Source organism: Caulobacter sp. GW821-FHT10A10 (genome assembly GCF_059415745.1).
Genome location: NZ_JBWKNV010000008.1, coordinates 232087 through 250555 on the forward strand (window position 1 = coordinate 232087; position 18469 = coordinate 250555).

An 18469-nucleotide genomic window follows, 5' to 3' on the forward strand; every position below is an offset into this window, starting at 1 on the left:
CTAGGCGGGCCTTTGCGGGCCAGGGGTGCGGCGGGGGCCATGCAGCGGGCAGTGGGACGAATGGCGCGGCCGCCCTGGCCGTCGCGACTCGCTCGCGCCCTGCTGGCGTCGGCAGCTGTCTCGGGCCTGGCCGCCGGTTCCGCCGCCGCCGCTGATCTCACGCTCCATATTCCCGCCAAGAGCCGCCGGGACGCGCTGATCGACCTGGGCGTCCAGGCCGGGGTCAGCCTGGGCGGCGCTTCCAACTGCTCGGGCCGCGCGTCGGCCCTCGATGGCCGCATGTCGCTGCGCAAGGCGCTGGAAAGCCTGACGGCCGGCGGCGGCTGCGATTTCCAGATCATCGACGCGGTCACGGTCAGGATTGTGGCCCGGGTGGCGCCGCCTCCGGCCGCCACGCCGCGCTCCTCGGCGCCGACCGAAGCCTCGACCCAGGTCGACAGCGTCCTCGTCAGCGCCACCAAGCGCGGCGCGCCGCTGAACGCCGCGCCCGGCGGGGTCAGCGTCGTACGGGGCGAGCGCCTGCGGGAGCTCGACGCCGTCGACACCACCGGCGTCTCCCTGCGTACGGCCGGCTTCCTGACCACCAATCTCGGCGCGGCCCGCAACAAGATCATGCTGCGCGGCCTGTCGGACGGCGCCTTCACCGGGCGCACCCAGCAGACGGTGGGCACCTATCTCGACGACGTCCCGCTGACCTACAACGCGCCCGATCCCGACCTGCGGCTGATCGACGTCGAGCGGGTCGAGGTGCTGCGCGGTCCCCAGGGCGCGCTCTACGGCGGCGGCTCGTTGAGCGGCATCTACCGCATCGTCACGCGCCGGCCAGAGCTGAACCAGTGGTCGCTCGAGGCGAGGGCTGTCGGGGCCTCCACCGAATCCGGCTCGGCCAGCGGCAAGATCGAGGGCGTGCTCAACGTTCCCCTGGTCGCCGACCGCGCCGCCATGCGCCTGGCGCTCTTCGACGATGTCGACGGCGGCTATGTCGACGACGTGAACCTGCGTCTGTCGAACGTCGACCGCACCACCCGCAAGGGCGGCCGCTTGGCGGTGACGACGCGCCTGAGCGACAACTGGACGCTGGATCTGTCGACCGCCGCCCAGGATCTGGCCTCGAACGACACCCAGTACACGACCCCGGACCTGGGCGGCCATCGCCGAGCCAACCAGGTGCGCGAGACCCACGGCAACCGCTTCCGCGAAGCCGCCGCCACCGTGACGGGATCGGGCGCCTGGGGGCAGTTTGAGTCCTCGACCGGCTTCGTGCGCCACCGCTACGCCAGCCGTTACGACGCCACCGCCGCCGTCGAGCAGATGAGCGACACGGCCGTGGACCTGGGCCTGTTCGACGAGGGCAGCGACGTGCGCCTGTGGGTCGAGGATATGACCTGGACCTCGCCGTCCGATCGGCGGCTGACCTGGCTGCTGGGCATCTACGGCCTGGTGGGCGAGGAGCGCAGCCGGGGCGAACTGCGCGGCAGCACCTCGCGCCAGAGCTTGCGACTGTACTACGACGAGACCCGCGTCGACCGCCGCCGCGAAGGCGCGCTCTACGGCGAGACGACCTGGGCCATCGGCGCGGGCTGGTCGGCCAGCGCCGGCGCGCGGGCCTCCGACAGCCGCGTGCGGACCGTCTCGTCGATCATCGCGCCGTCTCCGGGGCGATCGCGCGACTTCGACAAGGAGACCAGCTTCTCGGGGGTCTCGACCAAGCTGTCGATCCAGAAGAGCCTGAGCGGGGGAGGGATGATCTACGCTCTCACCTCCGAGGGCTACCGCTCGGGCGGGTTCAACTCCGGCGGCCTGACCCCGCCGTCGCCGAGTCTCGACCACTTCTCGCCCGATCACCTGCGCAACTACGAGATCGGCGCCAGCCTTCGCCCCATGGCCGGCAGGCTGACCCTGCGCGCGGCCCTGTTCCACGACGTCTGGCGCGACATCCAGACCGACCAGTACCTGAGCTCGGGCCTGTCCTACACCGCCAATGTCGGTGACGCCCGCAACACCGGGCTGGAGCTGGAGGGCCTCGTTCGGCTGGGCCAACGCTGGCAACTGCAGGGCAACGCCCTGCTTAATCGGCCGCGGATGGTGCGCATCGCCACCAGCTTCGCTTCGGTCAATGACGCGGCCCTGCCTGGGGTGCCCGACCTGTCGGCGGGCGCGACCCTTCGCTACGAGCGTCCGTGGGGAACCCGGCGGATCGTGCTGACCAGCGACGTCAACTATGTCGGCCGATCGCGCATGACCTTCGATCCGCGCTATTCACCGGAGATGGGCGGCTACGTCACCGGCCGGCTGAGCGGTCAGCTGCGCGGCGACGACTGGAGCCTGGGCCTGGCGGTCACCAACCCGGCCAACACCTCGGGCGACACCTTCGCCTACGGCAATCCCTTCTATTTCGGCCAGGTGCGCCAGGTCACGCCGCTGCGTCCGCGCACCTGGACCGTGGAACTCGCCAAGGCCTTCTGACGTTGTGCATGGTTATCGTGCATTTTCCTTGAGGGGGCGCCTTTCCGGCGCCGTCTGACCCATGACGGATCTGCGACACGCAGGTCCTCGGGGGAACTACCGATGACCATACTCTCGGGCCTGGTCTGCGCTCACAATGAGGAAGCGCGTCTGGCCGACTGCCTGGCCGCCTTGTCGTTCTGCGACGAGATCGTGGTGGTGGCGGACCGTTGCTCGGACCGCACCGAAGCCATCGCCCGCCGCATGGGCGCGCGGGTCGTGTCGGGCATCTTCCCGGTGGAAGGCGTGCGCAAGACGGCCGGCGTGGCGGCCTGCCAGGGCCAGTGGGTGTTCGAGCTCGACGCCGACGAGGGCGTGCCGCCCGAACTGGCCCGCGAGATCCGCACCGTGGTCAAGGCCGCCGACAGCGCTGACTGGTACCAGGTGCCGGTCGACAACTACATTGGCGAGCGGTTGGTGCGGCGGGGCTGGGGCGGCTCGTTCGGCGCCTCGTCGGTGGCGCGCCTGTTCCGCAAGGGCGTCAAGACCTGGAAGAACGACCGCGTACATCCCGGCACCGTGTTCACCGGCGAGTGCGGCGGCCGGCTGCACGCCGCCATCGTCCACAAGGTCGACGACGACCTCCCCGACATGATCCAGCGTCTGAACCGCTACACCGACCTGCGCGCCCAGGACCTGGCCGACAAGGGCAAGGTCAAGGGGCTGGCCGACGACGTCTTCCGCGGCGTGCGCCGGTTCTTCAAGTGCTACGTCTCGCGCCAGGGCTACAAGGAAGGCGATTACGGCTTCGCGATCGCCGTGATGGCCGCCCTCTATCCTCTGCTGTCGAACCTGAAGGCGCGCGAGCTGATGGCTTCCCGCCGCACCCTGGTGATCAGCGCAGAGCCGACCGGCGCTTCGGCGTCCGAGCTGGTTCTCGGCCAGGCCGGATGATCGATCGCCTGCTCATCCTGGCCATGCTCGGCCCGGAGCTGGCGCTGTGGCGCCGCGCCGGACGCCGGCCCGTGGTCTGGTGGCGCGACGACGACGCCCGCCGCACCGGACCGGCGCTGACGCTGCTGCTGGGCATGTCGGCCCTGTACGACGCACCCCTGACCGTGGCCGCGATACCAGACGGCGACCTTCCGGCCCTGGCCGGCGCCTGCGGCGTGACGCCCGGCGTCGAACTGGCCATTCATGGTTTCCGGCACGAGAACCGCGCCCAGCCGGGGCGGCCTTCCGGCGAGGTGGTCGATGGCGACAGCCTCGCCGACGTGCTCGGATGGTTGGACGCGGCCCTGGCCGCCTTCGCGACGGCCGGGGTCAGGCCCTCGTTGTTCGTGCCGCCCTGGAACAACGTGCACCGCACCCTGGAGACGGCCCTGGCCGTCCGTGGCATAGGCCTGTCGGGCTATGACGGGATGCTCGCGCCCGAGGCGCTGCCGCCGCGCATCGACGCCCATCTGGACCTGATGCGCTGGAAGCCGACCGCCCGCTTCCGCGGCGCTCGCCGGTTCCTGGATCGTGCGCGCCGCCTGCTGGCCGATCGCCGTCGCAAGCGCGCCTGGAACGAACCGATCGGGCTGCTGACCCACCATCTCGATCACGACGAGGCCGCCTGGCGCTTCCTCGCCCTGATCCTGCCGGTTCTGCGCCCGCAAGCCAGGCCCTTGTTCTCGACCGAGGTCGCTTCGCAGGCGGCCTGAGCGGCGCGAGACCCGCTGCGCAAGAGGCGGCTAGCCGAAACGTCCCACAACCGATAAGCACGCAGAGTTGCGTGAGCGTGTATGCTCTCGTGCGCGTTTCGGGGCGTCTTGGGGGCGTGAAAGTGTCGAGATACGGAGGCGTCGCGGGGGCGGCGTTGGTGATGGGGGCTGCTCTGCTGGGCGGTCCGGCCATCGGTGAGGAGCCGGCCAAGGCGCCGTCGGTCGAGGCGAAGGCGAACAAGGCCGACGCGAACAAGACCAAACCGGTTGAGAAGGCGGTCGATCCGACCGTCGCGCCCGATCCCGCCGTGCGCCAGGGCGTGCTGCCCAACGGCCTGCGATACATGGTCATGCGCAACGCCGTGCCGAGCGGCGCGGTGTCGCTGCGCCTGGCCGTCGACGTCGGCAGCCTGGAAGAAAGCGAGGCCGAGCGCGGCACGGCCCATTTCGTCGAGCACATGGCCTTCCGCTCCACCCGTCGCTATCCGGAGGGCGGTCCCGACCGGGTGTTCGCGCCGTGGGGCGTGGTGTTCGGCCGCGACCAGAACGCGGTCACCGACTACTTCTCGACCTCCTACATGCTCGACATGCCCAAGCCGGACGACGCCCAGTTGAAGACGGGCCTGGGCTGGCTGCGCGACGTGGCCGACGGCGTGATCTTCACCACCGACGGCGTCACCCGCGAGCGCGGCGTGGTGCTGGCCGAGATGGAGACGCGGGGCGGGCCGCAGATGGACGCCCAGCAGGCGATCTCGCGCTTCCAGGCGCCGGGCGCGCGCTCGGTCCAGCGGCTGCCGATCGGCACGCGCAAGACGCTGGACGCGGCCACGCCCGCCAGCCTGAAGACGTTCTACGACGCCTGGTACCGGCCCGAGCACGCCGTGGTCACGGTGGTCGGCGACCGGTCTGTCGAGGTGCTGGAGGCGCTGGTCCGCGAGACCTTCTCCGACTGGAGCGGACGCGGGCCCAAGCCTGTCCGGGCCCCGGTGACGGCCACGCCGGCCAAGCGTGACCTGGACGCCTTCGCCATCGCCCATGAAAGCCTGCCGACGGCGATCAGCGTCTGCCGCCTGCGGCCGGGCGTTCCGCCGCAGGTCGACACGGTCGAGATTCAGCGCCGCGAGATCATGTCCCAGGTCTGGCAGACGATCTTCAACCTGCGCCTGGCCCGCCGCGTCTCGGCCGGCGAGACCCACCTGCTGGGCGCCCTGGCGTTCGGGGCCGAGACCCGCGAAATGTCGGTGACCTGCATGGTCGCCATGCCCACCAACGACTCCTGGGAGGCGGCTCTCGCCGAGAGCCAGGCCGAGTTCAACCGCCTGGCCAAGACGCCGCCGACCGACATCGAGTTCGAAGCCGCCGTCGAGAAGATCCGCTCGATGGTGCGCGGCGCCAGCACCAACGCCGCCTCGCGCAAGTCGCCGGACCTGGCGTCAGGCCTGCTGGGCAAGGCCCTGGCCGGGCAGGTCGCCCGTTCGCCGGCCGACGCCCTCTACGTCTTCGACCGCGCGGTCGAGAACGCCACGGTCGACGACATGCGGGCCGCCATGGCCGAGGACTGGTCGGGAACCGGGCCGCTGCTGTCGGTGACCGGCGCCAAGCCGCCGACTCGCGAAGCCCTGCTGGCCGCCTGGACCCGCAACGGCGACGCCGTCAGCGACACGCCGCTCGTCAAGCCGGCCTCCAACGCCGTCTGGGCCTATGGCGATTTTGGTCCGGCGGGGCAGGTGGTCCGGCGCGAGACCATCGCCGATCCGGGCTTCGTGCGGCTGACCTTCGCCAACGGCCTCGTGCTGAACTTCAAGCAGACCGACATCCAGCCCCACAAGATCGAGGTGCGCCTCAACTTCGGGGCGGGCCGCCGCGAGATCGCCGACAAGGACAACACCATCGCCGAGTTCGGCCTGGCGATGATGAGCAGCGGGGGGCTGGGCAAGCACAGCGCCGAGGACCTGGAGACGCTGTTCCCGACCGGCGGCCTGGTGAACTTCGACACCAATCTGGGCGTCACGACCTTCTCGATCGACGCCTCGATCTTCGGCGACACCCTTGGCCGTGAACTGGAGATCCTGGCCGCCTTCGTGACCGATCCGGGCTTCCGCAGCACGCTCGACGCGCGCCTGCCGACGGCCGCCGATCTGGCCTATCGCTCGATGCGCAGCCTGCCGCCATCGACCCTGTCGGACGCCATCGCCAAGCGGTTCGATCCCACCGGCGCCAGCAGCCTGCCGCCGCAGTCGGAGCTCCTGGCGATCCGCTCCTCCGACTTCTCCCGCGTGCTGCGTCCGGTCCTGACCACCGCGCCGCTGGAACTGACCATCGCCGGCGACATCGATGAAGCCACCGCCATCCGCGCCGCCGCCCGCACCTTCGGCGCCTTGCCGGCCCGCCCGGTGACCGACCGCGCGCGCCCGGACGTCCACTTCCTGAGCTATCCGGACGGTCCCGTGCCGCCGATCCGCGTCGAGCACGGCGGCTCGGCCGACAAGGCCGCCGCGGCGCTGATCTGGCCGCTGTACGTGGCCTCGCCCGAGCGCCGCAAGGAAGAGTACGCCCTGAAACTGCTGGCCTCGGTGTTCGACACCGCGCTGCGCAGGCGCATCCGCGAGGAACTGGGCAAGACCTACGCGCCGGTCGTCTCGACCGCGACGCCCGACCATGGCGACCAGGGCGTGCTGGAGGTCTCGATTGAGGCAGATCCCAAGGACCTGGCCAATCTGGCGACCGAAGCCGAGGCCGTGGCGGCACGGCTGCGCAACGGCGAGATCACCGAGCAGATGCTGACCGACGCCCGCCAGCCGATCCTGGCCACCATCCGGGCCAATCGCGAGACCACCTCCTGGTGGGCCGGCGCCATGGCCGGTTCCGCCAGGGATCCGGCGGTCCTGCAGGAGGCCCTGCTGGTCGAGCCCCTGGTCACCTCGCTGACGGTCGAGGACCTGCGCGCGGCCGCGCGAACCTGGCTCAAGCGCCCGCCGATCGTCGGCTTCGCCTATCCCGCCGCCAACGCCAAGACCGCCGAAGTCTCGACGGGAGCCGCCCGATGATCTCTCGCGCCCTTCATGCCGCCCTTCATCCCGCCCTGCTGATCGCCCTGGCCGCGACCGGCGTCGCCCACGCCGCCGCCGATCCGCGCGAGGCGTGCCTCGCGGCCGACACCTCCAAGCGTCTCAGCGACCGCGAAGTCGTGGCGGCCGACTGCACCACGGCTCTGGACGCGGGCGTCCAGGATCCAGGGGTCAAGACCCGCCTGCTGGTGGCCCGCAGCAAGGCCCGTTGGCGGCTCGACAAGAACACCGAGGCGTTGGCCGACGCCGACGCCGCCCTGAAGCTGTCGCCGGGCGACGTCGAGGCCCAGGTTGCGCGGGGCGCGGCCCTGTTCCATCTCGACCGCGACGACGAGGCCCTGGCCATTTTCGACGCCGTGCTGAAGACCCATCCGGCGCACGCCGACGCGCTGCTCTATCGCGGCCGCGTCAAGCAGTGGACCAAGCAGGACGCGGCCGGCGCCCGCGCCGACTACGACGCCGCTATCGCCGCAGATCCTCGGTTCTTCCGCGCCTATCTGCAGCGCGCCGACCTGCTGGAAAGCACGGACCCGGCCGCGGCCGAGCGCGACCTGAAGACGGCCATGGGCGTGACCGACGATCCGTACAGCGCCCAGTTGCGCCTGGGCGAACTCTACGAGGGCCAGGAACGCTACGCCGAGGCGCGCAAACTCTATGACGCCATGGTCAAGGCCGATCCCAAGGACGGCTACGCGCTGAGTTATCGCTCGATCCTGCGCGGATCGACGGGCGACAAGTCCGGCGCCCTGCGCGACGCCAAGGAGGCCGTGCGGGTGGATCCCAAGGAGTCCCGCGGCTTCTACGCCCTCGGGGTCGCCTATGACCAGCTCGACCAGTTCGAGCCCGCCCGCGACGCTTATCGTGAAGCGCTGAAGATCGATCCCGACTATTCGCGGGTCCTTCGGGCGCTGGGCGAGCTGCTGCGTCGGAACAAGGCCTATGACGAGGGCCTGGTCGTGCTGAACAGGGCCCTCGAGCTGGACGCCAAGGACGGCGACGCACGGTTCCAGCGCGCCCTGTTGCTGAACGCCAAGGGTGAACCCGCCAAGGCCAAGGCCGACTACGACGTGCTGATCGCCGACAAGGTCGAATACGCCGCCGCCTACTACAACCGAGCCCTGTTGTTGAAGGATCAGGGCAAGTGGGAAGCGGCCCTGGCCGACTACCGCAAGGCGGCCGAACTGGACCCGAAGGACCCCGACGCCCCCAACGGCGCCGGCGAGGCCCTGGGCGAGCTGAAGCGGGGCGAGGAGGAACTGGCCGCCTACGCCGAAGCCCTGCGGATCGATCCGGCCAACGTCCAGGCCTATATCAACATGGGCGTCGCCTATAACGAGCGGCAGGACTGGCCGCGATCGCTGGACGCCTATCGCAACGCCGCCAGGCTGGCGCCCAAGCGGCCGGACCTGCAGGTCGCGATCGCCGAGCTGCTGTCGTGGCAGGGCGACGACAAGGGCGCCCGCAAGCTCTACGACAAGGCCATCGCCCTGAACCCCGACCGGGCCGCCAGCTGGGCCGCGCGGGCCGACTATCACCGCGACCAGGGACGCCCGAGCGACGCCCTGGCCGACTATGCCCGGGCGCTGAAGCTGGAGCCGGACGACATCGACCTGCGGGTGACCCGCGCCAGCCTGCTGCGGAACCAGGACGACTTCGCCGGCGCCATGGCCGATCTCGACGCGGCCCTGGCCGTCGATCCGAAGTCGGCCTACGTCCATAACAATCGCGGCCTGGCCTATTTCGCGGCCAAGGATGATGCGGCGGCGCTTGCGGCCTACGAGGCGGCCATCGCGGCCAAGCCCGACTACGAGCCGGCCTACTACAATCGCGCCGACGTCTTCATCCGGCAGGACCGCTATGACCGCGCCATCCGCGACCTCAACGTCTCGCTGAAGCTGTCGCCGGGCGACGTCATGACTCTGACCCGCAAGGGGGCGGTCTACTGGTACCTGTCGGATTATCGCCGGGCGACCGAGGAACTGGACGCGGCCATCGCGGGCGATGCGACCTATGCCGAGGCCTGGGAGTGGCGCTCCAAGGTCAAGGCCAGCCAGGGCGACACGGCCGGCGCGGCCCGCGACCTGGCGGAATCCAAGCGCCTCTCCGGAAGCTAAAGGAAAAGGCCGAAGCTGAAAAAGGGGAAGGGCGCCGTCCTCGCGGACAGCGCCCTTCTGTCGTCTAGAGCCGTTTCACAGGATCAGTTGAGGTCCAGGCGGTCGGCGTTCATGACCTTGTTCCAGGCCGCCACGAAGTCCTTGACGAACTTGCCCTGCGCGTCGGCGCTGCCGTAGACCTCGGCCAGGGCCCGAAGCTCGGCGTGGGAGCCGAAGATCAGGTCGACGCGGGTCGCGGTCCAGCGGGGCTGGCTGTCCTTGCGGCCGTGCCCGGCGAAGGCGTTGACCGCCGTCGGGCTCCAGGTCGTGCCCATGTCCAGCAGGTTGACGAAGAAGTCGGTCGTCAGCTGGCCCGGGCGGCTGGTGAAGACCCCGGCCTTCGAGCCGCCGGCGTTGGCGCCCAGCACCCGCAGCCCGCCGATCAGCGCCGTCAGCTCCGGCCCCGAAAGGCGCAGCAGCTGCGCCCGGTCGACCAGGGCCTCTTCCGGGGCCATGAACTGCTCGCCCGACCGCCGATAGTTGCGGAAGCCGTCCGACAGCGGCTCCAGCGGCGCGAAGGAGTCGGCGTCGGTCTGCTCGGCGCTGGCGTCGCCGCGTCCAGGCGCGAACGGCACTTCCACCGGCGTGCCGGCGTCCTTGGCGGCCTTCTCGACCGCCGCCGCGCCGCCCAGCACGATCAGGTCGGCCAGCGAGATCTTCTTGCCGCCGGAGCCGTCGAAGTCCTTCTTGATCCCTTCGAGCACGCCGAGAACCTTGGCCAGGACCGGCGGATCATTGACCTCCCAGTCCTTCTGCGGGGCTAAGCGGATGCGCGCGCCGTTGGCGCCGCCGCGCTTGTCCGAGCCCCGATAGGTCGAGGCCGAGGCCCAGGCCGTCGAGACCAGCTCGGCCACCGACAGGCCCGAGGCGAGGATCTTCTGCTTCAGCGCCGCGACGTCCGAGGCGTCGACCAGCGGGTGGTCGGGCGCCGGGATCGGGTCCTGCCAGATCAGCGTCTCTTCCGGCACCAGCTTGCCGAGGTAGCGCGGCTTGGGGCCCATGTCGCGGTGGGTCAGCTTGAACCAGGCGCGGGCGAAGGCGTCGGCGAACTGCTCGGGATGTTCGAGGAACCGGCGCGAGATCTTCTCGTATTCCGGGTCGAACCGCAGGGCCAGGTCCGTGGTCAGCATCCGCGGCACGTGCTTCTTGGAAGCGTCGTAGGCGTCGGGAATGTCGGCCGGGGCGTCCTTGGCCCGCCACTGCTTGGCGCCGGCCGGGCTTTCGTGCAGCTCCCATTCGAACTTGAAGAGGTTCTCGAAGAAGTGGTTGCTCCACTTGGTCGGGGTCTGGGTCCAGATCACTTCCGGGCCGCCGGTGATGGCGTCGGCGCCGATCCCGGTGCCGTGCTTGCTGGCCCAACCCAACCCTTGCGCCTCGATCTCGCCGCCCTCGGGCTCGACGCCGACAAAGGACGGGTCGCCCGCGCCGTGGGTCTTGCCGAAGCTGTGGCCGCCGGCGATCAGGGCGACGGTCTCCTCGTCGTTCATGGCCATGCGGGCGAAGGTGTCGCGGATGTCGCGCGCCGCCGCCTTCGGGTCGGGATTGCCGTTCGGGCCTTCCGGATTGACGTAGATCAGGCCCATCTGCACCGCGCCCAAGGCCGGGTGCAGCTGTCGCTCGCCGCTGTAGCGCTCGTCGCCCAGCCACGAGCCTTCGGGGCCCCAATAAAGCTCCTCGGGCTCCCACTGGTCGGCCCGGCCGCCGCCGAAGCCGAAGGTCTTGAAGCCCATCGACTCCAGCGCGACGTTGCCGACCAGCACGTAGAGGTCGGCCCAGGAAAGCTTGGCGCCGTACTTCTGCTTGATCGGCCACAGCAGGCGCCGGGCCTTGTCGAGATTGGCGTTGTCCGGCCAGCTGTTGAGCGGCGCGAACCGCTGCTGGCCGCCGCCGGCGCCGCCGCGCCCGTCGGTGATCCGGTAGGTGCCGGCGCTGTGCCAGGCCAGGCGGATGAAGAGGCCGCCATAGTGCCCGAAGTCGGCCGGCCACCAGTCCTGGCTGTCGGTCATCAGGGCGTGCAGGTCGGCGACCACCGCGTCGAGGTCCAGGCTCTTGAAGGCCTCGGCGTAGTCGAAGGCCTCGCCCAGGGGATTGGACCGCGGCGAATGCTGATTGAGGCCTTCGAGGCGAAGGCTCTGGGGCCACCAGTCACGATTGCCGTGGCCGCGGCCGTGTCCGACGGGGCATTGGCCCTTCGCGCCGGTCTCGACATTCCCATCCATCGTCGCCTTCCTCCCTGGCTTATGTCTGCTGCTTGCCCCCGGCGCGTAGTCAACGCGCATCCGCCGATAGGTAAAATTGATTGTTCCTATCATCGCGATAGACGCCGCCAACTGAAGCGGGGTCGAGCTTCAGATATAGCTGCAAGTAAATCGCAAGAGCATTTGTGCGCGACGCGACGATTACGCCGGACGCGGAGGAACTGCTCCAATCGCGTCACCGCAGCGGGACTGTCATGAAATCGGTCTAGGCATGCCGCCCAATCGAGGCGTCGACCGGTCCTGCGACCGCGCCGCGCCGTCCAACCTCCAGCGAGCGGATCAGGCCAGTCTGCGGATGAGCGGCGCCGACAGGGAAAGAACACGGTGGTTCCTGCGGAACATCCTGCCCCACGAGCCGGCGCTCAGGGGCTGGCTGTCGTGCGCCGCCCCGTCCGGCATGGATCCGGAGGACGTGATCCAGGAGGCCTACACCATCCTGGCCGAGCTCGAGACGGTGGAGGGCATCCGTCACCCAAAGGCCTATCTCTTCCAGGTGGCGCGCTCAGTGATCATGCGGCACGTCCGCCGGGCCCGCATCGTTTCCATCCACGCGGTCGACGATCTGGAGCGGCTGGATCACCCCGACGACGACGCCTCGCCCGAGCAGCGGACCATCGATCGCGACGAGCTTCGCCAGTTGGCGCGGGCCATAGCGGCCATGCCGCTCAAGACCCGCGAGGCCTTCGTGCTCAGGCGGGTGAGGGGGCTGCCCCAGCGCGAGATCGCGGCGCGGATGCGTATTTCGGAGAATACGGTCGAAACCCACATTTCCCGGGGCGTCCTGTTCTTGATTGATTGGTTCGGTCGTGGCGGAAACAAGCGGTCCCAAACCTCTAAGTACGCGGAACCGGAGATTGCCCCGCGAGATGGCGAAACGAGACACCAGTCGCGACATTGACCAGGCGGCGTCGCAATGGACGGCGCGACTGGATCGCGGGCCGCTGACTTCGGAGGAAGAGGCGGGTTTGCAAGCCTGGCTGGGCGGGGATCCGCGGGCCAAGGGCGCGCTGCTGCGCGCCCGGGCGCTGTCGATGATGAGCGAGTCCGCCCAGGCCCTGGGCGAGCGCTTCGACCCGGCCGTGTTCGAGGCGATCGCGCCGCCGCCGCCGGGCCGTTCCCGCCGCCAGGCCTTGCTGTGGGCCGGAGGCGCGACCGCCGCGGCGGCGCTGGGGGCCCTGGGCGTCGGCGTGGCGAGCGCCGGAACCATGGTCCGCACCCGCCGGGGCGAGATCCGCCTGACGCCGCTGGAGGACGGCTCCAGCGTGCTGCTCAACACCGACAGCCGCATTCGCATCCGCTACGACAGGGGCGAGCGGCGCGTGGCCCTGCTGGACGGCGAGGCCTATTTCTCGGTGGCGCGCGACGACGACCGCCCCTTCGTGGTCGAGGTCGACGGCCGCCGGCTGACGACGTCCCAGGCCGGCTTCAGGGTGCGCAGGCTCGACCGCGCGCCGGTCGAGGTGCTGGTCAACCAGGGCCGGGTGGACGTCGTGGACGGCGGACCGGGTCTGGCCCTGGCCGCCAACAGCCGCATGGCCCTTTCCGGCCCCGCCGCCGGGCGGCCCCAGCGCCTGGCGCCCGAGACGGTGACGCGCGAGCTCGCCTGGCGCGACGGCAAGCTGGCCTTCGAGGGCGAGCCACTCGCCGAGGCCGCGGCGGCTTTCGCCCGCTACAGCGACACGACGATCGAGGTGCGCGATCCCGTCCTGGCCCGCGAGCCGGTGACCGGCCTCTTCGCCGCCAACGACCCTGTCGGTTTCTCCCGCGCGGTGGCCCGGGTGTTCGACGCCCGGATCGAGGTCGAGCGCCGCGGCGTCGTCCTCACCCGCGCGCCGGCCTCCTGACGGCGCTTTCCGCGAAAGTTTTGTGAACGATAGCGGAAGCCCCGGGCCGGCGGCTCTCAACGGCGAACGTCGCGAGCCGAGCGACGATTGGGGGCTACCAGCCGATGCGTTCTCTTCATTCCGTCCTGACCTGCGGCGCGGCCGTCTGCGCACTGTCGATCGCCATGCCCGCCCAGGCGCAGGAGCGCGTGTTCGACATTCCGGCCCAGCCGGCGGTGCGCGCGATCCCTGAACTCGCCCGCCAGGGCCAGGTGCAGATCATCGCTCCGGCCCGTGGCCTGGAAGGCGTTCGCACCCCGGCCGTGAAGGGCAGGATGGACGTCCGCACCGCCCTGGCCCGCCTGATCGCCGGCACGCCGCTGCGCATCGACTCCGACGACGGCCAGATCATCACCCTGCGCGCCGAAGGGCAGGGCGGGGCGCGTCCCTCGGCCGGCGCCGGCGTGGTGCGCGGCCGCGTGCTCAACACAGTGACCGGCGAGTTCGTGCGCAACGCCGAGGTCCGCGTCGCGGGGACGCCCATCGTGGCCTACACCGAAGCCGGCGGCGACTTTCGCCTGGTCGGCGTTCCGGCCGGCGATCTCACGGTCGTGGTGAAGTACGCGGGCCTGCAGGAGGCCCGCGCGGCGGTCAGTGTCGCGCCCGGCCAGATCTCGGCCCTGAACTTCGAGCTCACGGCCTACGCCGCGGCCGGCGACGAGGTCGAGGCGATCACGATCACCGCCAAGCGCGACGGCGTCGCCAGCGCCATCATGGAGCGCCGGGCCTCGACCAACGCCAAGAACGTCGTCGCCGCCGACAATTTCGGCGCCCTGACCATGGGCGACGTGGGCGAGTTCATGAAGAACATGCCGGGCCTGTCGCTCGACTACACCGAGGTGGACGCCACCGCCGTGCGTATCGGGGGCCTGGATCCCAAGTACTCGACCTTCACGTCCGACGGCGCGCGGATGGCCACGGCCACTTCCAACAACAACGCCGGCCGGCAGAACTCCTTCGAGCAGATGTCGATCACCGGCGTCGACTCGATCGAGCTCAACAACACCCTGACCGCCAGCATGGACGCCGACTCCCCCGGCGGCGCGATCAACCTGCGCTCCAAGTACGCCTTCCAGCGCAACGGCCGCCTGCTGCGCTTCCAGCTCGGCGGCGTCGGCACGTCCGACTCCGGGACCACGCGGATCTATTTTCCCGACGACGAGAAGCACGCCCGCATCTTCCCCTCGGCCCAGATCGGCTATGGCGACGTGTTCCTGGACGGCCGCCTGGGGATCGCGTTCAACGCCAGCTACAACGCCAACTACGTCCAGCAGGACCGCATCCAGACCGACTGGTCCTATCTCGCCAACGGCCGGGTCATGCCCTACCAGGTCATGTGGCGTCCGGGTCCGAAGTTGACCCACCGCCAGGCCGCCAATCTCAGCGTCGACTACAAGATCACCGACAAGCTGGCCTTCAGCCTGCGCAGCAACTACTCGTTCTATGACGTTGAGTACTTCAACCAGTACACCTACCTGATCTTCGGCACCTCGACGACGTCGCAGACCACGGCTGACTCCACGCCGACCCACATCGTCGTCAATCCGAACGGAACCAACACCCGGCTGCACACCCAGTATTCGCACCGCTACGCCGGCACGCCGTCCTGGCTGGTCGCGCCCAAGCTGGAATATCGCGGCGACACCTGGGAGGCCGTGCTGCGCGGCAGCTACGCCGCCTCGGAGTTCAATTTTCGCGACAACAGCAAGGGCTTCTTTCAGCGCACCGACAGCTACCTGACGCGCATCGGCTTCACGCTGGACCGCGCCTCGGAGGACTCCAACGTCTGGACGCTGAAGCAGACCGCGGGCCGCTCCTGGAGCGACCCGACCAGCTTCAACCGCGACGACGACATCGGCAACAACATCCGCACCGCCGAGTCCGACGCCAAGAACAACATGTACGGCGCCTATTTCGACGTGAAGAAGCGGCTCGAGGTCGGCGTCGTTCCGGTCACGCTGCTGGCCGGCTTCGGCGGCCGCAGCAACGACTGGCGAACCAACGAGGGCTCCTACCAGCAGTTCCAGTATGTCGGCCCGACCGGCGACCTGACCCAGAAGGCGCCCGAGGCGGTCATTCCCTGGACCCAGGGCTACCAGTTCAAGATCCTCGGCTTCGACGCCGGCAACATGAACGCCCAGGGCTGGCGCGCCGACAGCAACTACGGCGTCTACGACATCTACGAGGCCCACCCCGAGTACTTCGTCGCCGACACGGTGGGGAACCTCAAGCGCAGGCTCGACAACAACAAGCGCATCCAGGAGGACATCACCTCGGCCTATTTCGAGGTCCAGCCGCGCTACGGCCGCGCCAAGTTCGATCTGGGCCTGCGTTATGAGAAGACCGAGACCGCCGCGCGCGTCGCCGACATCCGTCCGGCCAAGGAGGTCACCGCCGCCGGTCTGTCGACCAGCACGGTCGCGGGCCTGCTCTACCAGTACCACAACGGCGTCTACACCACCCGCCGCGGCGAGTACGACGACTGGTTCCTCAGCGGCGGGGCCAAGTACGAGTTCACCAAGCGGCTGGTCGGCCAGCTGGCCTTTAGCCAATCGATCCTGCGTCCGGACTACGCCAACCTCGGCGGCGTTGTGGCGGTCGACGACAACAACCTGATCGTCACGGTGCCCAACCCGCTGCTCAAGCCCGAGCACTCGACGAAGTATTATGCGGGCCTGCAGTATTTCCTCGAGCCGTCCGGCGTCGTCGGCGTGTCGGTCTACCAACTCGACATCAAGGACATGCAGGTCACCGGCATGACGGTCGATCCCGAGGACGTCGGCTACAGCGCCGGCGACTATGTCGGTTACACCTTCCGCAGCGCCCAGAACCTGCCGGGGACCAGCACCAACAAGGGCCTGACCCTCGAATACGACCAGCAGCTGACCTTCCTGCCGGGCATGCTGCGGGGCTTTGGCCTGCGCGGCTCGGTCACCCGCGTCGATCCCGACGGCGAGCGGGTGAACATGCCCAAGGTCTCGGCCAACTGGGGCCTGCGCTACAGCTACGGGGCGTTCGACTTCCAGCTGACCGGCAATTCGCAGTCGAAGTACCGGACCAGCGCGCTCAGCAACACCCCGACCACCGCCGCCAACGGCATTCTTTACCATGCGCCGCGCGAGCTCTGGAACATCAGCGCCAGCTACAAGATCAACAAGCAGTTCGAGGTGATGCTGGCCGGCCGAAACATCTTCAACGCGCCCGACGTCGTCTATTCGAACATTCCCAGCCGCGTGCAGCAGTACAGCATCTACGGCTCGATGTGGAACATCGGGGTCAAGGGTTCCTTCTGATCCGCCGCCTCAATTCATCACGTTCTTCGGAGGACCGGACATGGTTCTGAACATCGATCGCCGCAGCCTCGTGCTCGGCGCGGGCCTGGGTCTCGGCGCCCTGCTGCTGCCCGCGGGCGCGGCTCTGGCCGCCGGCCTGACCGGCGCGACCGGCTTCACCCACAACGTCGCCAGCGGCGAGCCGGCGGCCGACTCCATGCTGCTGTGGACGCGCTACGTTCCCGATGCCGCCGCCGACGTCGTGCGCCTGCAGGTCGAGGTGTCGCTCGACCAGGGCTTCGCCCGCATCGTCTCGGGCGGCGTCGTCCGCACCGGCGGCTATCGCGACTGGACCGCCAAGGTCACGGTCGACGGCCTGAAGCCGGGGACCGTCTACTGGTACCGCTTCATGGCGCCGGACGGGACGCGCTCTCCGGTCGGCCGCACCAAGACCCTGCCGGAGGGCCAGGTGTCGCGCTTTAACCTGGCCGTCTTCTCCTGCTCGAACCTGCCGTACGGCTACTTCAACGCCTATGGCCACGCGGCGGCGCGGACGGATCTCGATTTGTGGCTGCACGTCGGCGACTACATCTACGAGGGGCCGGGCGTGCAGCGCGAGGGCTTCGAGCCCGACCGCATTCCGCTGCCCGCCAACGAGATCCTGGCCATCGCCGACTATCGCCTGCGCTACGCCAGCTACCGCGCCGATCCCGACCTCCAGCGCCTGCACCAGATGGCCCCGATGGTCGCCCTCTGGGACGATCACGAGTCGTCCAACGACAGCTGGGAAGGCGGAGCCCAGAACCACCAGCCGGCGGAAGGCGACTGGAACCTGCGCCGGGCCGCGGCCATGCAGGTCTATCGCGAGTGGATGCCGGTCTCGGACGAACCGTGGAAGGCCTATCCGATCGGCGCCCTGGCCACGCTCTACCGCACGGAGTCGCGCCTGCTGGCCCGCACCCAGCCGGCCGACATCGGCGCGACCTTCAAGGCGGCCGATCCCGACGCGGCCCTGAAGGCCTTCCGCGACGGCCCCTGGCGCGACCCCTCGGCCACCATGCTGGGCACGACCCAGGAAAGCTGGCTGGCCCACGCCTTCAAGGCCAACGCCAAGACCACGGCCTGGCAACTGGTCGGCATGGGCACGATCATCGGCCGCACCGTCATGCCCGCCGACGCCGTCGACTGGCTGAAGCCGGACACCAGCGAGCGCAAGGTCGCTGGCTACCGCAACAACATCCGCGCCGCCAGGCAGGGCCTGCCGATGTGGATGGACCGCTGGGACGGCTATCCGCAGGCCCGCGCGCGGCTCTTGAAGGCCGCCCAGGCCGCCGACGCCGACCTCGTCATGCTGGCCGGCGACAGCCACAACGCCTGGGCCTTCTCCCTGGTCGAGGACGGTCGTCCCGCCGGTGTGGAGTTCGCCGGCCACAGCGTCACCTCCAACGGCCTGGAGGGCGACATGGGCGCCGATCCGGCCTTGGTGGCGCGGGGCTTCATGGCCGACAATCCGGAGATGAAATGGGCCGACACCAGCCGTCGCGGCTACATGATGATCGAGGTCACGCCCCGCCGCGTGACCGGCGAATGGCTGTTCATGAAGACCATCAAGACTCGTGACGCGGAGGTGGCGGGCGCGCACCGCATGTCGGTCGAGCGCGGCCGGCGCATTCTGTCGGCCTGA

10 protein-coding genes are annotated in these 18469 nt (G+C 69.6%); 9 read left to right on the forward strand and 1 reads right to left on the reverse strand.

Going from position 1 to position 18469, the window contains the following annotated elements:
* Positions 1-60: 60 nt before the first annotated feature.
* The 5 genes from AC07NS_RS21775 (at position 61) to AC07NS_RS21795 (ending at position 9333) form a co-directional block, all read left to right on the forward strand.
* Positions 61-2466 (forward strand): TonB-dependent receptor, encoded by a 2406-nt coding sequence (locus AC07NS_RS21775; RefSeq protein ID WP_494606664.1) that lies wholly within the window; start codon positions 61-63, stop codon positions 2464-2466.
* A gap of 102 nt (positions 2467-2568) precedes the next feature.
* Positions 2569-3399 (forward strand): glycosyltransferase family 2 protein, encoded by an 831-nt coding sequence (locus AC07NS_RS21780; RefSeq protein WP_494606666.1) that lies wholly within the window; start codon positions 2569-2571, stop codon positions 3397-3399.
* The gene (locus AC07NS_RS21785; RefSeq protein ID WP_494606668.1) at positions 3396-4151 is read left to right on the forward strand and encodes a DUF2334 domain-containing protein; all 756 of its coding nucleotides are present in this window, start codon (positions 3396-3398) and stop codon (positions 4149-4151) included. The genes AC07NS_RS21780 and AC07NS_RS21785 overlap by 4 nt, the downstream gene beginning before the upstream one ends.
* Before the next feature lie 122 nt (positions 4152-4273).
* A complete protein-coding gene (locus AC07NS_RS21790; RefSeq protein WP_494606670.1) occupies positions 4274-7198 on the forward strand; it encodes a M16 family metallopeptidase in 2925 nt (974 codons plus the stop codon).
* A complete protein-coding gene (locus AC07NS_RS21795) occupies positions 7195-9333 on the forward strand; it encodes a tetratricopeptide repeat protein (RefSeq protein ID WP_494606672.1) in 2139 nt (712 codons plus the stop codon). The genes AC07NS_RS21790 and AC07NS_RS21795 overlap by 4 nt, the downstream gene beginning before the upstream one ends.
* Before the next feature lie 83 nt (positions 9334-9416).
* On the opposite strand, the gene katG is transcribed toward AC07NS_RS21795, so the two are convergent.
* Positions 9417-11651, reverse strand: coding sequence for a catalase/peroxidase HPI (katG, locus tag AC07NS_RS21800; RefSeq protein ID WP_494606674.1), 2235 nt, complete (start codon positions 11649-11651; stop codon positions 9417-9419).
* Between the two features lie 274 nt (positions 11652-11925).
* On the opposite strand from katG, the gene AC07NS_RS21805 reads away from it, so the two are divergent.
* From AC07NS_RS21805 to AC07NS_RS21820, 4 genes are all read left to right on the forward strand, one after another.
* Positions 11926-12528: an RNA polymerase sigma factor gene (locus AC07NS_RS21805; protein ID WP_494606676.1), complete on the forward strand. Its 603-nt coding sequence runs from the start codon at positions 11926-11928 to the stop codon at positions 12526-12528.
* On the forward strand, positions 12497-13474 hold the full coding sequence (locus AC07NS_RS21810; RefSeq protein WP_494606678.1) for a FecR family protein: 978 nt from the start codon (positions 12497-12499) through the stop codon (positions 13472-13474). The genes AC07NS_RS21805 and AC07NS_RS21810 overlap by 32 nt, the downstream gene beginning before the upstream one ends.
* 104 nt (positions 13475-13578) lie before the next feature.
* The gene (locus AC07NS_RS21815; protein ID WP_494606680.1) at positions 13579-16806 is read left to right on the forward strand and encodes an outer membrane beta-barrel protein; all 3228 of its coding nucleotides are present in this window, start codon (positions 13579-13581) and stop codon (positions 16804-16806) included.
* 40 nt (positions 16807-16846) lie between these two features.
* On the forward strand, positions 16847-18469 hold the full coding sequence (locus AC07NS_RS21820) for an alkaline phosphatase D family protein (protein WP_494606682.1): 1623 nt from the start codon (positions 16847-16849) through the stop codon (positions 18467-18469).

Coding starts and splice junctions, on each gene's coding strand:
- AC07NS_RS21820 (WP_494606682.1), top strand. CDS start 16,847: ATGGTTCTGAACATCGATCGCCGCAGCCTCGTGCTCGGCGCGGGCCTG.
- AC07NS_RS21775 (WP_494606664.1), top strand. CDS start 61: ATGGCGCGGCCGCCCTGGCCGTCGCGACTCGCTCGCGCCCTGCTGGCG.
- AC07NS_RS21805 (WP_494606676.1), top strand. CDS start 11,926: ATGAGCGGCGCCGACAGGGAAAGAACACGGTGGTTCCTGCGGAACATC.
- AC07NS_RS21810 (WP_494606678.1), top strand. CDS start 12,497: ATGGCGAAACGAGACACCAGTCGCGACATTGACCAGGCGGCGTCGCAA.
- AC07NS_RS21785 (WP_494606668.1), top strand. CDS start 3,396: ATGATCGATCGCCTGCTCATCCTGGCCATGCTCGGCCCGGAGCTGGCG.
- AC07NS_RS21815 (WP_494606680.1), top strand. CDS start 13,579: ATGCGTTCTCTTCATTCCGTCCTGACCTGCGGCGCGGCCGTCTGCGCA.
- katG (WP_494606674.1), bottom strand. CDS start 11,651: ATGCGCGTTGACTACGCGCCGGGGGCAAGCAGCAGACATAAGCCAGGG.
- AC07NS_RS21795 (WP_494606672.1), top strand. CDS start 7,195: ATGATCTCTCGCGCCCTTCATGCCGCCCTTCATCCCGCCCTGCTGATC.
- AC07NS_RS21780 (WP_494606666.1), top strand. CDS start 2,569: ATGACCATACTCTCGGGCCTGGTCTGCGCTCACAATGAGGAAGCGCGT.